At 46.5% G+C, this 14194-nt stretch carries 12 protein-coding genes; 11 read left to right on the forward strand and 1 reads right to left on the reverse strand.

Translation table 11 applies throughout. The features are described from left to right. Window positions 1-49: 49 nt before the first annotated feature. From T499_RS0104885 to T499_RS0104900, 4 genes are read left to right on the forward strand one after another with little or no spacing between them, the layout of a single operon-like run. The gene (locus T499_RS0104885; RefSeq protein ID WP_033149934.1) at window positions 50-1039 is read left to right on the forward strand and encodes an agmatine deiminase family protein; all 990 of its coding nucleotides are present in this window, start codon (window positions 50-52) and stop codon (window positions 1037-1039) included. Between the two features lie 9 nt (window positions 1040-1048). Continuing rightward, window positions 1049-1933, forward strand: a complete 885-nt coding sequence (locus T499_RS0104890) for a carbon-nitrogen hydrolase (RefSeq protein ID WP_033149935.1) — start codon at window positions 1049-1051, stop codon at window positions 1931-1933. 42 nt (window positions 1934-1975) lie between these two features. Further along, window positions 1976-4168, forward strand: a complete 2193-nt coding sequence (locus T499_RS0104895) for a glutamine synthetase III family protein (protein ID WP_033149936.1) — start codon at window positions 1976-1978, stop codon at window positions 4166-4168. A gap of 15 nt (window positions 4169-4183) precedes the next feature. After that, window positions 4184-6157, forward strand: a complete 1974-nt coding sequence (locus T499_RS0104900) for a protein-disulfide reductase DsbD family protein (RefSeq protein WP_033149937.1) — start codon at window positions 4184-4186, stop codon at window positions 6155-6157. A 30-nt stretch (window positions 6158-6187) separates the two neighbouring features. Here the strand turns inward: T499_RS0104900 and T499_RS0104905 are convergent, their stop codons facing one another. Next, window positions 6188-8914 carry a valine--tRNA ligase gene (locus tag T499_RS0104905; protein WP_033149938.1) on the reverse strand — a complete coding sequence of 909 codons (2727 nt, stop codon included), beginning with the start codon at window positions 8912-8914 and terminating at the stop codon, window positions 6188-6190. A gap of 90 nt (window positions 8915-9004) precedes the next feature. Between T499_RS0104905 and mazG the strand changes: the two genes are divergently transcribed. The 7 genes from mazG (at window position 9005) to T499_RS0104940 (ending at window position 14181) form a co-directional block, all read left to right on the forward strand. Continuing rightward, window positions 9005-9877 (forward strand): nucleoside triphosphate pyrophosphohydrolase, encoded by an 873-nt coding sequence (gene mazG, locus T499_RS0104910; protein ID WP_033149939.1) that lies wholly within the window; start codon window positions 9005-9007, stop codon window positions 9875-9877. Beyond that, complete coding sequence (locus T499_RS0104915; protein WP_084162897.1) at window positions 9874-10560, forward strand: lipocalin-like domain-containing protein; 687 nt, start codon at window positions 9874-9876, stop codon at window positions 10558-10560. Before mazG ends, T499_RS0104915 begins: the two co-directional genes overlap by 4 nt. A gap of 16 nt (window positions 10561-10576) precedes the next feature. Further along, on the forward strand, window positions 10577-11491 hold the full coding sequence (locus tag T499_RS0104920) for a ribonuclease Z (protein WP_033149941.1): 915 nt from the start codon (window positions 10577-10579) through the stop codon (window positions 11489-11491). A 219-nt stretch (window positions 11492-11710) separates the two neighbouring features. Beyond that, entirely contained in the window at window positions 11711-11881 is a 171-nt protein-coding gene (locus T499_RS0104925) for a T9SS type A sorting domain-containing protein (RefSeq protein WP_232221049.1), read from the forward strand. Window positions 11882-11892: 11 nt separating this feature from the next. Next, window positions 11893-13320, forward strand: a complete 1428-nt coding sequence (locus T499_RS0104930; RefSeq protein ID WP_157054513.1) for a L,D-transpeptidase family protein — start codon at window positions 11893-11895, stop codon at window positions 13318-13320. Further along, complete coding sequence (locus T499_RS0104935; protein ID WP_052173416.1) at window positions 13290-13787, forward strand: RNA polymerase sigma factor; 498 nt, start codon at window positions 13290-13292, stop codon at window positions 13785-13787. The genes T499_RS0104930 and T499_RS0104935 overlap by 31 nt, the downstream gene beginning before the upstream one ends. A gap of 31 nt (window positions 13788-13818) precedes the next feature. Further along, on the forward strand, window positions 13819-14181 hold the full coding sequence (locus T499_RS0104940) for a hypothetical protein (protein ID WP_033149944.1): 363 nt from the start codon (window positions 13819-13821) through the stop codon (window positions 14179-14181). Window positions 14182-14194 lie beyond the last annotated feature (13 nt).

Raw genomic sequence — 14194 nt, forward strand, 5'->3', positions numbered from 1 at the left:
ATCATGCCATCAGTTATTACTCATTTTTTTGTAACTTTGCGCCAAAATTATGAGCATAGAAAAAAATAACGCAACAAAACAGTGGCGACTACCTGCTGAATGGGAGCCACAATCAATGGTGCAGCTAACTTGGCCGCATGCAAAAACAGACTGGGCACCCATGCTCGATGAAATCACTGAGACTTACGAAGAAATGGCTCGCGAAATATCAAAACGTGAAACCCTTTTGGTTGTAGGCGAACCCTCCAACGACACTTGGGCTCGCGATCATGGTTTCATTACATTGGTTGATGATCAAGGTGATGCTCGCTTGTTGGATTTCTGCTTTAATGGCTGGGGCGAAAAGTTTGAGTCTGAGTTAGATAATGCCATTAATCGTCGTATCTATGATGAAGGTAAGGTTAAAGGCGAATATGTGGATTGTCTGGACTTCGTGCTCGAAGGGGGCTCGATTGAGAGTGATGGTCAGGGTACCGTCTTTACCACCTCTTGCTGTTTGTTGGCTCCTCATCGTAATCAGCCGATGACGAAAGCTGAGATCGAGGCACGACTGAAGCGCGACCTTTGTGCTGAACGTGTGGTATGGATCGACTATGGGCATCTGGTAGGTGATGATACTGATGGACATATCGATACTTTGGTCCGTATCGCTCCTAACGACACCTTATTATATATAGGGTGCGATGATGAGACTGATGAGCACTACGAAGATTTGAAGAAGATGGAAGATCAGCTCAAGACCTTCCGTACTATGGAAGGTAAGCCCTATAAGTTGGTGAAGTTACCCATGCCACGAGTTATCTTTGACGAAGGTGAGCGTCTGCCAGCTACCTATGCTAATTATTTAATCATGAATGGCGCTGTATTAGTGCCCACATATAACCAGCCCGATCTTGATGCTGAGGCTCTGAAATTGATTGGTGAGGCTCACGAGGGTAGGGAGGTTGTAGGTATAGATTGTAGAAGTATCATTAAGCAGCATGGCTCACTCCATTGCTGCACCATGCAATACCCAGCAGTAGTGAATAGTGAAAAGTGAAGATAAAATATGAAGGAGTTAAAAGTGGGTTTTTTGCAGCAGCATAATACTGCTGACACCAAGGACAATATCCTGAGATTGGGTGAGGGAATCACAGATTTGGCAAAACGTGGTGCACAACTCATTGTACTGCAGGAGTTGCATAATACGCTTTACTTCTGTCAGACGGAAGATGTGGATCTGTTCGATCTAGCTGAGACAATTCCTGGTCCATCTACTAAGTTGTACTGCGAGCTGGCAAAGAAATGTGGCGTGGTTATCGTTGCTTCGTTATTCGAAAAACGCGCACCAGGTTTATATCATAACACAGCCGTAGTCATCGAGAGTAATGGCGAGATTGTGGGTAAGTATCGTAAGATGCATATTCCCGATGATCCTGCTTATTACGAGAAGTTCTACTTCACACCTGGTGACTTAGGATTCCATCCTATCCAGACCTCGGTGGGTAAATTAGGTGTGTTGGTATGTTGGGATCAGTGGTATCCTGAAGCTGCCCGTCTGATGGCGATGCAGGGTGCCGAGATGCTCATCTATCCTACTGCTATTGGCTATGCCGATAATGATACCCCCGAAGAGCAGCAGCGTCAGCGTATGGCTTGGCAGACGGTGATGCGTGGTCATGCTGTGGCTAACGGCTTGCCAGTGGTTGCTGTTAATCGCGTAGGTTTTGAACCCGATCCTTCAGGGCAGACTGGTGGTATCCAGTTCTGGGGAACCTCGTTTGTAGCCGGCCCTCAGGGGGAGATTATCTACGAGGCGTCAACTGATGACGAGGAGAGTATCATCGTAGAGATGGATATGGACCGTTCTGAGCAGGTGCGTCGTTGGTGGCCCTTCTTGCGTGATCGCCGTATCGATGCCTATGGTGACATCACGAAGCGTTTCATCGATTAAAGGTAGGATTGTAAAAGGTAAAAAGATAAATTATATAAGACTATGTCAAATCAACTTAGATTCCAGGTTGTAGAAGAGGCTTTTAAGAAAAAAGCTGTAGAGGTTAAAACGCCTGCAGAGCGTCCCTCAGAGTATTTCGGTAAGTATGTGTTCACCCGCGAGAAGATGTATAAGTATCTGCCCATTACGGTGTACAATAAACTGATTGATGTCATAGATAATGGCGCCCGTTTGGACCGTTCGATTGCCGACGAAGTAGCCGAAGGTATGAAGAAATGGGCACAGGAAATGGGAGCAACCCATTATACCCACTGGTTCCAGCCATTAACCGAGGGTACTGCCGAGAAGCACGATGCTTTTGTGGAGCACGATGGTAAGGGCGGTATGGTAGAGAACTTCAGTGGCAAACTGCTGGTTCAGCAGGAACCTGATGCGTCAAGCTTCCCTAATGGCGGTATCCGTAACACTTTCGAGGCGCGTGGTTATTCTGCCTGGGATCCTACATCGCCAGTGTTCATTATCGATGATACACTCTGTATCCCTACTATTTTTATTGCTTATACTGGTGAGGCGCTCGATTATAAAGCACCATTGCTCCGTTCGCTGCATGCTGTTAACAAGGCTGCTACCGATGTTTGTCAGTATTTCTACGATAATGTGGCTAAGGTGCAGGTAAACTTAGGTTGGGAGCAGGAGTACTTCCTGGTTGACGAGGGCTTGTATTCGGCCCGTCCCGACCTGATGCTGACTGGTCGTACCCTGATGGGACATGAGAGTGCCAAGAACCAGCAGATGGACGACCACTATTTTGGAACCATCCCTGATCGTGTTCAGGCTTTCATGAAGGATTTGGAAATCCAGGCACTCGAGTTGGCTATTCCTTGTAAGACCCGTCATAACGAGGTAGCACCTAACCAGTTTGAGTTGGCACCAATCTTCGAGGAGTGTAACTTGGCTGTCGACCATAACATGCTGCTGATGTCGCTGATGAAGAAGGTAGCCCGTAAGCATGGCTTCCGTGTGTTGCTGCACGAAAAACCATTCGATGGCATCAATGGTAGTGGTAAGCACAACAACTGGAGTCTTTCTACCGATAGTGGCGTGCTGCTACATGCGCCAGGTAAGACACCTGAGGAGAATCTGCGTTTTGTAACTTTCATTGTTGAAACCTTGATGGGTGTATATAAGCACAACGGACTACTGAAGGCTTCGATCGTCAGTGCCACCAATGCACATCGTTTGGGTGGTAACGAGGCACCTCCTGCTATTATCAGTTCATTCCTGGGTAAGCAGCTCACTGAGTTGCTCGATCATATTGAGCTTTCTGATAAGGACGATCTCTTTACTATTAAGGGTAAGCAGGGCATGGAGATCGATATTCCACAGATTCCTGATCTGATTATCGATAATACCGACCGTAACCGCACATCGCCATTTGCCTTTACTGGTAATCGCTTCGAGTTCCGTGCTCCAGGTTCGTCAGCTAACTGTGCTTCGGCTATGATTGCACTGAACTCGGCTGTGGCTGAGGCTTTGCAGAACTTCAAGCATCGTGTGGACAAGCGTATTGCCAAGGGTGAGAGCAAACTTTCGGCTATTGTAGATATTCTGCGTGAGGATATCAAGACCTGTAAGCCAATCCGTTTTGATGGTAATGGTTATAGCGACGAGTGGGTGGCTGAGGCTGCCAAGCGTGGTCTGGATGTCGAGAAGTCAACACCAAAGATTATTGAGCACTATCTGGATAAGGACAGCGTGAAGATGTTCGAGTCGGTAAAGGTGATGAATCGTAAGGAGTTAGAGGCTCGTAACGAGGTGAAGTGGGAGACCTACGTGAAGACCGTACAGATTGAGGCCCGTGTGATGGGCGACCTGTCGATGAACCATATCATCCCTGTGAGCACACACTATCAGAGTCAGCTCATTAAGAATGTGCAGGGTATGAAGGACGTGTTCGATAAGGCCGAGGCCGAGCGCCTCTCTGCTCGTAACATGAAGTTGATTAAGGAGATTGCTGAGCGTACCGAGCGTATCGAGCAGTTTGTTGATGATCTCACAGAGGCTCGTCGTGTGGCTAATCGTATCTACAATATCCATGAGCGTGCCATGAGCTATCATGATACCGTTTGTCCTAAAATGGATGCCATCCGTTATGAGATCGACCATCTTGAGATGATTGTTGAGGACGGTCTGTGGTCATTACCCAAGTACCGTGAGTTGTTGTTTATCAGATAAATAAATCGCACAAAAATGAAGAAACTCTTAACTATATGGATGCTCTTGGTTGCTTTTGTAGCAGCCAAGGCCCAGATGATGGATCCAGTACACTTCACCACTCAGATGAAGGATTTGAAGAATGGTGAGGCTGAACTGGTATTCAAGGCGACGATTGATGCAGGCTGGCATGTCTATTCTACTGGCTTGGGTAACGATGGCCCTATTTCGGCTTCGTTCCATAAGGTCAAGATGGATGGTGCCGAACCTGTAGGAAAACTGCAGGCTCATGGCAAGGAAATCAAGCAGTTTGATAAACTCTTTGAAATGGAGGTACGCTACTTTGAGCAGGCCGTGACCTTTGTGCAGAAGATTAAGTTTACCAAGCCCCAATACGATATCGATTGCTATATTGAGTATGGTGCCTGCAACGATCAGGCTTGTCTGCCACCATCCGAGGTTGTATTCAAACAGAGTGGTAAAAGTCCCATTGAGGAGTCTTCAGAATTGAAAGAATCGCCCGATGGGGATACTGCCAAAGTTGAAGTACCAGTAGATACTGCAGTTGTCGATACAGCGGTTGTTGCAAATGATTTGTGGACACCAGTTGTTTCTGAATTGCAGGCTTTCAATGGCAATGCGGCTCCTACCGAGAATATGGCTCTGTGGTTGATTTTTATTGAGGGATTGCTGGGTGGTTTCATTGCTTTGTTCACACCTTGTGTGTGGCCTATCATTCCAATGACGGTATCTTTCTTCCTCAAGCGTAATAAAGATCGCTCTAAAGCCATCCGCGAGGCCGCTACTTATGGTGCCAGCATTGTGGTTATCTATGTGCTGTTAGGTTTGGCTGTTACTCTGCTGTTTGGTGCCAGCGCACTCAACGCTTTGGCTACTAATGCGGTATTCAATATCTTCTTCTGTCTGTTGTTGGTTGTCTTCGCCGCTTCATTCTTAGGTGCTTTCGAAATCACCTTGCCTGCGTCGTGGTCAACAAAGATTGATGAGAAATCCGAGAGTACTACAGGATTGCTCAGCATCTTCCTGATGGCGTTCACCTTGGCTTTGGTGTCTTTCTCATGTACCGGTCCTATTATCGGATTCCTGTTAGTGGCTGTATCTACGCAGGGAAGCATTGTGGCTCCAACTATCGGTATGTTGGGATTCGCCATTGCATTGGCCATTCCATTTACACTCTTTGCCATGTTCCCCTCTTTGTTGAAGTCGGCTCCTAAGTCAGGTGGTTGGATGAATGCCATCAAGGTAACCTTGGGCTTTATCGAGTTGGCTTTTGCACTCAAGTTCCTGAGTGTGGCTGATTTGGCCTACGGTTGGCATATTCTCGATCGTGAGGTGTTTCTGTCGTTGTGGATTGTTATCTTCGGTCTGCTTGGCGCATACTTGTTGGGCTGGCTCAAGTTCCCGCACGACGATGATAAGCATCGTACCAATGTACCACAGTTCTTCTTGGCTATGTCTTCGTTAGCTTTCACTATTTATATGATTCCTGGTTTGTGGGGAGCGCCTTTGAAAGCCATTTCCGCTTTTGCACCGCCTATGAGTACACAGGACTTTAATCTGCAGAAGACTGTGACTGAGGCCAAATACAAGGATTATGAACTGGGCATGGCTGCAGCCAAAGCTGAGCACAAACCTGTGATTATCGACTTTACTGGATTTGGTTGTGTAAACTGTCGTAAGATGGAGGCTGCTGTATGGAGCGATCCTCAGGTGGCTGATATCCTGAATAATAAGTATATCTTGATATCGCTTTACGTAGACGACAAGACACCACTCGCTACACCTATCGAGGTGGAGGAGAATGGCCAGAAGCGTACCTTGCGTACTGTGGGTGATAAGTGGAGCTATCTGCAGCGTGTGAAGTTCGGTGCTAACGCCCAACCATTCTATGTGCTATTAAACGAAGAAGGCCACCCGCTAGCGGGCAGCCGTTCTTACGATGAGGATATTCAAGGTTATATTGAATTCTTGAATAAAGGCCTGAAATAATAAATCCCCGCCAATCGGCGGGGATTCTTTTTATTTATTCTTCAAAGCAGCAATGCTTTCTTTCAGCGCTGCAATTTTCTCTTCAGAATCACTCTGCTTTTTGCGCTCAAGTGCAACTACTGCCTCAGGAGCATTGGCTACAAAACGCTCGTTCGAGAGTTTCTTCTTGACACCTGCCAAGAAACCTTCGAGGTGCTGCAACTGAGCCTCCATCTTAGCAATCTCGGCCTCAACATCAATCATGTCACCAACAGGAACGGCAAACTCGTCGGTACCTACCATGAAGGCAGATGCGGTGGCATCCTTTTCGGTAACTACGTTGATGCTCTTCAGGTTAGCCATCTTGATGGTTACTGCATCAAACGCAGCATAGTCGTTCTTACCAACAACCTGCAGGTCGAGCTGCTCTTTTGGAGCAATATTCTTCTGGTTACGAACCATACGAACGCCTGATACAATCTGCTTCACGTTCTCAATCTGAGCAGCCAGTTCTTCGTCAGCCTTAGTAGGAGCGTCGAGTTTCAGACTAACTTTCATGATGCTCTCGCCTTCCTTGCGATCGTACAGGTGCTGCCACAGCTCCTCAGTAATGAATGGCATGAATGGGTGCAGCATCTTCAACAGAATCTCGAAGAACTCGAGGGTCTTATCGTAAGTAGCCTTGTCGATAGGCTGGGGCTCACCATTGATATAGGCAGGCTTAACCATCTCCAGGTACCAGCTTGAGAACTCATCCCAGAACAGCTTATAAACAGCCATCAGGGCCTCGCTGATACGGTACTTCTTAAACAGATCTTCAACTTCAGCATTGGTCTGCTTCAGTTTTGCCTCGAACCATTTAGTTGCTATCTCATTAGCCTTTAATGTTTCATCTTTAATGTTTAATGTTTCATCTGCAACCTTCCACCCCTTAACCAAGCGGAAGGCGTTCCAAATCTTGTTGTTGAAGTTACGTCCCTGCTCGCACAGTGCCTCGTCGAACAGAATATCGTTGCCGGCAGGTGCAGAGAGCATCATACCCATACGTACACCATCGGCACCGAATTTCTCAATCAGTTCGATAGGATCGGGTGAGTTACCGAGTGACTTAGACATCTTGCGGCCCAACTTGTCACGAACGATACCTGTGAAGTAAACGTTCTTGAATGGGAAGGTACCCATGTACTCCTCGCCGGCCATAATCATACGAGCTACCCAGAAGAAGATGATATCTGGACCAGTTACCAAGTCGCTAGTGGGGTAGTAGTACTTAATCTCCTCGTTGCCAGGGTTGTTGATACCATCAAACAATGAGATTGGCCATAGCCATGATGAGAACCAGGTATCGAGAGCATCCTCGTCCTGTTTCAAATCACTCATCTGCATGTTGGCATTACCACTTTCCTTGCGAGCCAGCTCCAGGGCCTCCTCGGCTGTCTCGGCTACAACAAACTTCTCTTCGTCGTAGTAGTAAGCAGGAATACGATGTCCCCACCACAACTGACGAGAGATACACCAGTCCTGGATATTCTCCAACCAGTTCTTATAGGTGTTCTTGTACTTGGCGGGATAGAACTTCAGCTCATCGTTCATTACTGGTGGCAGAGCAATATCTGCAAAGTGCTGCATCTTCAGGAACCACTGCAGTGAGAGACGTGGCTCGATAGCAGTATCAGGGTTACGCTCTGAGTAACCTACCTTATTAATATAGTCCTCAATGCGCTCCATTAATCCAGCCTCCTGCAGGTCCTTCGAGATCTGCTTACGGCAATCCATGCGGTCCATACCTACATAGAGTGGGCTCTGCTCAGAAATGGTGCCATCTGGATTAAAGATGTCGATGGTCTCCAGATTGTGAGTCTTTCCCAGCATATAGTCATTGGTATCGTGTGCAGGGGTTACCTTCAAACAACCGGTACCAAACTCGATATCTACATAACGGTCCTCAATCACGGGGATCACACGACCTACCAGAGGCACAATTACCTTGCGACCTTTCAGCCACTGGTTCTTGGCATCCTTGGGGTTGATACACATAGCAGTATCACCCATGATGGTCTCAGGACGTGTAGTAGCAACTACGGCATAGTAGCCCTTCTCGTCCTTGTGAATGATGTTGCCTTCAGCCTTTAAGGCCTCCTCGTTTTCGAGGGTGTTCAAGCCATCCACATAATATTTCAGGTGGAACAGGTGACTCTTTTCCTCTTTATAAATCACCTCTTCGGTTGAAAGTGCTGTCAAAGCCTTGGGGTCCCAGTTTACCATGCGGAGACCGCGGTAGATGAGGCCTTTGTTATAGAGATCTACAAATACTTTGATGACGCTCTTGCTGCGTGTCTCATCCATAGTGAATGCGGTACGGTCCCAGTCGCAGCTGGCACCCAGACGGCGTAACTGCTTCAGGATGATGCCACCGTGCTCATCGGTCCAATCCCATGCGTGCTTCAGGAACTGCTCACGGGTCAGATCACGCTTCTTGATACCCTCGCCGGCGAGTTTCTTAACCACCTTAGCCTCGGTAGCGATAGAAGCATGGTCGGTACCTGGTACCCAACAAGCATTCTTTCCCTCCATGCGAGCACGACGCACCAGAATATCCTGGATGGTGTTGTTCAGCATGTGTCCCATGTGCAGCACACCCGTTACATTGGGTGGCGGAATAACGATTGTGTAAGGTTGACGTCCGTCAGGCTTACTGGCAAAGAGCTTGTTGTCCAGCCAGTACTGATACCATTTCGATTCGACCTCTTTTGGGTCGTATTTGCTAGCTAATTCCATATATAATATTTTAATATTTTGCAAAAATCGCTGCAAAATTACTAAATTTCCAATTAATATTAGTACTTTTGCACGGAAAAAGATAGTTTTATGCATACAAAAGAAGAAAAAATGCAGGCTTTCGGTCGTTTTCTTGACGTTTTAAACGCGTTAAGAGCAAATTGTCCATGGGACAAAAAGCAAACAAACGAAAGTCTTCGCCCCAATACCATCGAGGAAACTTACGAGCTCTGCGATGCACTCATCAAAAATGATATCCCCGATATTTGTAAAGAATTAGGTGATGTGTTGTTGCACATCTGTTTCTATGCCAAGATAGCCGAGGAGAAACAGCAGTTTGATATGGCAGATGTTTGTAACGCCCTTACTCGTAAGATGATAACCCGCCATCCGCATGTTTATCATCCTTCACAGATTGAGGCAGAGAATCCCAAACCGCTGCCGTATGTTCCTAGCGAGGAAGGGAAATCTAGTCAGTCAAGTCGTACTTGTCAGGCTAGTATAACTAGTGTCACCCAGGTTCTCGAAAACTGGGAGCAGATAAAACTGAAAGAAAAAGATGGAAATAAATCGGTTCTCTCTGGTGTACCTGATGCCCTGCCATCACTCATCAAGGCTTATCGTATCCAGGATAAGGCGCGTAATGTGGGTTTTGATTGGGAAGACCGTCAGGATGTATGGAAAAAAGTGCATGAAGAACTGGCCGAATTGGAAGTCGAACTGAATAAGGAAGACAAGGAAAAATCAACTGAAGAGTTGGGTGATTTCCTGTTCAGTGTGATCAATGCAGCACGTTTGTATAAACTGAATCCAGATAATGCCCTTGAGAAGACAAACCGTAAGTTTATCAACCGGTTTAACTATATCGAGGCACATAGTATCAAAATTGGCAAACCGCTCAAGGATATGACCTTAGGCGAGATGGATGCCTTATGGAATGAAGCAAAAAGAAATGAGATATGAAAAAGTTAGTTTTTCTGAGTGTGGCTATTGCCGCGGTGATGTTGTTGAGTTGTGGAGGCAGCGGTCGTTTTCAAGCTGAGCGTGAAGAAGATACTGTCGATGTGAACGATTTAATTCGCGACCACACACTCTATGGTCTTTGTGGAGCAATTCCATCGACTTCGTTGTTGAAACTGATAACCGACACAGGTGACACACTGACAGTTGATATTACTCGTGCTCGAGAGGAACATAAGTTGTTAGGCTCTTTCAGAGTAGGTGATCGCTTGGCGCTGATGACGAACAAGAAACAGACTGAGGCTACCGAGGTGATTAATATCAACCTTTTGCTGGGTGATTGGGTGATGCCCGATCCTTTGGATGGTAGCGATGAAATTGGTATCCGTATCAAAGAGGGTGGCGTGGCCGAATCGATTGAGATGACCAACATTACTTATCGTACTTGGCGTATCTTCAATGGCAAACTGGAAATTACCTCTATTCGAGAAGGTGGTGGCGAGTCGGAAGAAACTAACTATTTTGAAATTTTGAAGCTTACGGGCGATACGCTTATTTATAAAACCATTGGCAAACCCCAGGACGAGGAGGAAACCATGGAGTATAGCCGTTGGAGAGAAAAAGTACAGCCCGACCTTCATGGCTTGAAGCTGGAGGAACATCAGGACGAGTATATGAAATTGTAAACATAATTACTGCGTTTTGGAACCATTTAAAGTTCATATATTAGGTTGTGGTAGTGCGTTGCCTACACTTCGTCATAATGCGTCGTCGCAGGTGGTCGAGGTGCGAGAGAAGGTTTTGATGCTTGATTGTGCCGAAGGTACCCAGATGCAGTTGCGAAAGTGCAGGGTACGTTTTAATAAGCTCAGTCATGTGTTTATTACCCATCTGCATGGCGATCACTGTTTCGGCCTTATCGGCATGATTTCTACATTCGGTTTGTTAGGGCGTACTGCCAAACTGCATGTTCATGCTCCCAAGGAGCTTGGAGAAGAACTTGACAGACAACTGAAGTTCTATACCCACGACTTGGGTTACGAGGTGGTATTCTATCCTGTAGATACCACGTTACGTCAGGTGGTGTACGAAGATCGTAGCATTACGGTTGAGAGTATCCCGTTGATCCATCGTATGCCTTGTTGTGGTTATCTGATTAGCGAAAAACCATTGCAACCCCATATCCGTCGTGATATGATGGATGCCTATCAGATTCCCAATTCGCAGGTCAACAATATTAAATGTGGCGCTGATTGGACCACGCCTGATGGCGATGTGATTCCCAACGAGCGATTAGTAACGCCTGCCGATCCTGTTCGTAGCTATGCCTATCTGTCTGATACCCGCTATATTCCTGAACTATGGCAACAGGTGAAAGGGGTGAGCACCCTTTATCATGAGAGTACCTATGGTGATGACCATCTGCCACAGGCCGAGAAGTATTGTCACTCTACAGCCCGTCAGGCGGCGATGGTGGCTCGCGATGCTGGTGCTGGCAAGTTGTTGTTGGGTCATTATAGCTCGCGATATGAGGACGAAACGGTATTGTTGAATCAGGCCAAAGAGGTATTCGAGAATAGTTTTTTGACTAACGAAATGGATGTTTTCGATGTATAAACAGCTTTAAAAGCTACTTTTTTAGCCGAAAATTTGTTCATTTCGGAAGATTTGTCTATCTTTGCCCCGATTATAGATAGATTGCTTATGCGGAGAATTCTACTCATATCAACCATATTGTTCCTTCTGGCAGCCCCGGTTTTGGCTACTGGAATGCTGATGGATCCGGCTTTTTCGGCGCAATTCGATGAACCATCGATAGCGGTCGAAGGGCACATTGTGACTGTAAGTGGTGCTCAAGGCAAAACGCTTCAGGTGGTGTCGCTTACAGGTCGGTTGGTGGCAGAATATGAGATTGATGCCCCCGTTCAGCGTTTGGAACTAAATCTTTCTAAAGGGTGTTACATATTAAAGGTAGGAAAAGTAGTACGCAAGGTATCCATCCGTTAAGTTTCGGTTTGTTGAGTATCTGTTTGGTGCTGGTTTCCTGCTTCGGTCATGGAAGCCAAGAACTATCTGAGGCTGAACGTTCCGCTTTTGGTGAATATGTTAATCAGTTAGACAGTGCGGTTACCGGTGCTTGGTTTGATAGAATGGGGGTGTCGGCAGATGCAGATTCCGTTTTGGCTTATCTGCGTCGTGAGGTGCCACGTAATGGCTTGGATACGGCTGCCTTTTTTATTCCCGAGATTGCCAAGGATTTAGAGATTGTTCATCAGCTATTATTCGATTCTGTTGGTGTGAGTATCAATGAGGTGTTGCCTCGTTTGAATGCCCATCTGTCCAAGGCATATATTCGCTATGCAACTGGTCAACGGTATGGTTTTATGAAACCTCGCGTGTTTAATCGCATGGATCCTAAGGTGGGTAATCCTGGTATTTTTGCTCGTGTGTTTGATTATGATCCAGCTTTGCCTGATACAACTGTAGCGGCTAAGAAAATGATGGAGAGCGATCGTTTGACTTTTCTTGTTTCTTCAGCACCTGATACTTATATCTATAAGGCACTGCTGCGTGAGATGGATAAGACGACTGATGCGGATAAACGCCATCAGTTGGCGGTAAACATGGAGCGTTGCCGTTGGCAGATAGAGCATCCTAAGGATATAAAACGTCAGATATTGGTAAACATCCCTGCTCAGCAGTTGTGGGCGATAGGTGTTGATAGCGTTCTTGATATGCGTATCTGTTGTGGTGCGGTGCCAACCAAAACGCCTTTATTGCATAGTGCCATCAGCTATATGCAGGTAAACCCTGAGTGGGTGATTCCACAGAATATCGTAAAGACTGAAGTGGTGCATCATGCTGGCGATTCGGCTTACTTTGCCCGTAACCGTTATTCTGTTATCGATAAGGAATCGGGTGATACTCTGAATGTTGCCAGTGTTGGTGCTAATGCGTTACTTTCTGGTAAATTGCGTATTAGTCAGAAGGGTGGAGTAGGCAACTCTTTGGGCCGTATCGTGTTCCGTTTCCCTAACGACTTCTCGATTTATCTTCACGATACCAATAACCGTAGTGCTTTCCAGCGAGATCGCCGCACCCTGTCGCATGGTTGTGTCCGTGTGCAGAAACCGTTTGAACTGGCCAGTTTTCTGTTATCTGATGTGGATGAATGGACACTCGAGAGTCTTCGCATCTCGATGGATATTCCGCCTGTAACCGATCGTGGTCGTGAGTGGCTGCACAAACATGCTGATGCCCCGCATCCGTATCGACTGATATCCTATCATGCTGTAAAGCCTCACGTGCCTCTATACATATTATATTATACCACCTTCCCGAATCCTAAGACTGGTGCCATCGATTACTGGCCCGACTTGTATGGATTTGATAAGGTTATCAGTAAAGAATTAAAATGGATAAGCGAAGGGAGTTCGAGTCGATAGTACGCGAATATAGCGAGCAGCTATACTGGCAGATACGTCGCATCGTGCTTACCCACGACGATGCCAACGACGTGCTTCAGAATACGTTTCTGAAAGCATGGAATGGCTTTGATAATTTTCATGGCGAGTCGAAGATCTCTACCTGGCTGTCGCGCATAGCTATCAACGAGAGTCTCGACTTTCTGCGTCGCAATAAACACCTGGGCTCTGCTACCTCTGATGATATGTCGGTTGCAAATTCACTGTTGGCCGATGATTATTTTGATGGCAGTGAGACCGAGGCGATGCTGCAACAGGCTGTGGCACAGTTGCCCGATGTGCAGCGTACGGTATTCCAGTTGCGATACTTTGAGGAGATGAAATACAGCGACATCAGTCAGCTGCTCGATACGTCGGAGGGAGCATTGAAAGCGTCCTATCATATTGCGGTGAAAAAGATTACAGAATTTTTTAAGTCGCGCGATTAAACTATTTGAATATCAATACGTCATATATACGATGAACGAAGAAATGTACATACAGGAAAAGGTTGGAAAGCGGAATCCATTCCGTGTTCCAGAAGGTTATTTTGATAACCTGACTGCCCAGGTGATGCAGAATCTGCCCGAGCAGCCAAAGCGTCGTGCCAAGTCTGTATTTATGCGCCCCATATTCTATGCGGCAGCCAGCGTGTGTGCTTTGTTGGTAGCAGGTGCTGTCTGGATGTGGCAGGCAAATGATGCCGTTTCGTCTGATAGCATACAGGCTCAGACCGCAGTTCAGCCTCAGCAACAGGATGCCAGTAGCGAATATATGGATGAGGCTGTTGACTACATGATGCTCGATAATCACGAAATCTATGCTTACTTAGCTGAAAATTAAAAGTATTTGAAAG

This window comes from Prevotella sp. RM4 (assembly GCF_000701965.1).
GTDB lineage: Bacteria > Bacteroidota > Bacteroidia > Bacteroidales > Bacteroidaceae > Prevotella > Prevotella ruminicola.

Bases quoted from the DNA above. Each gene is read 5' to 3' on its own strand.
- T499_RS0104885 (WP_033149934.1), top strand. From the start codon at position 50: ATGAGCATAGAAAAAAATAACGCAACAAAACAGTGGCGACTACCTGCT.
- T499_RS0104890 (WP_033149935.1), top strand. From the start codon at position 1,049: ATGAAGGAGTTAAAAGTGGGTTTTTTGCAGCAGCATAATACTGCTGAC.
- T499_RS0104895 (WP_033149936.1), top strand. From the start codon at position 1,976: ATGTCAAATCAACTTAGATTCCAGGTTGTAGAAGAGGCTTTTAAGAAA.
- T499_RS0104900 (WP_033149937.1), top strand. From the start codon at position 4,184: ATGAAGAAACTCTTAACTATATGGATGCTCTTGGTTGCTTTTGTAGCA.
- T499_RS0104905 (WP_033149938.1), bottom strand. From the start codon at position 8,914: ATGGAATTAGCTAGCAAATACGACCCAAAAGAGGTCGAATCGAAATGG.
- mazG (WP_033149939.1), top strand. From the start codon at position 9,005: ATGCATACAAAAGAAGAAAAAATGCAGGCTTTCGGTCGTTTTCTTGAC.
- T499_RS0104915 (WP_084162897.1), top strand. From the start codon at position 9,874: ATGAAAAAGTTAGTTTTTCTGAGTGTGGCTATTGCCGCGGTGATGTTG.
- T499_RS0104935 (WP_052173416.1), top strand. From the start codon at position 13,290: ATGGATAAGCGAAGGGAGTTCGAGTCGATAGTACGCGAATATAGCGAG.
- T499_RS0104940 (WP_033149944.1), top strand. From the start codon at position 13,819: ATGAACGAAGAAATGTACATACAGGAAAAGGTTGGAAAGCGGAATCCA.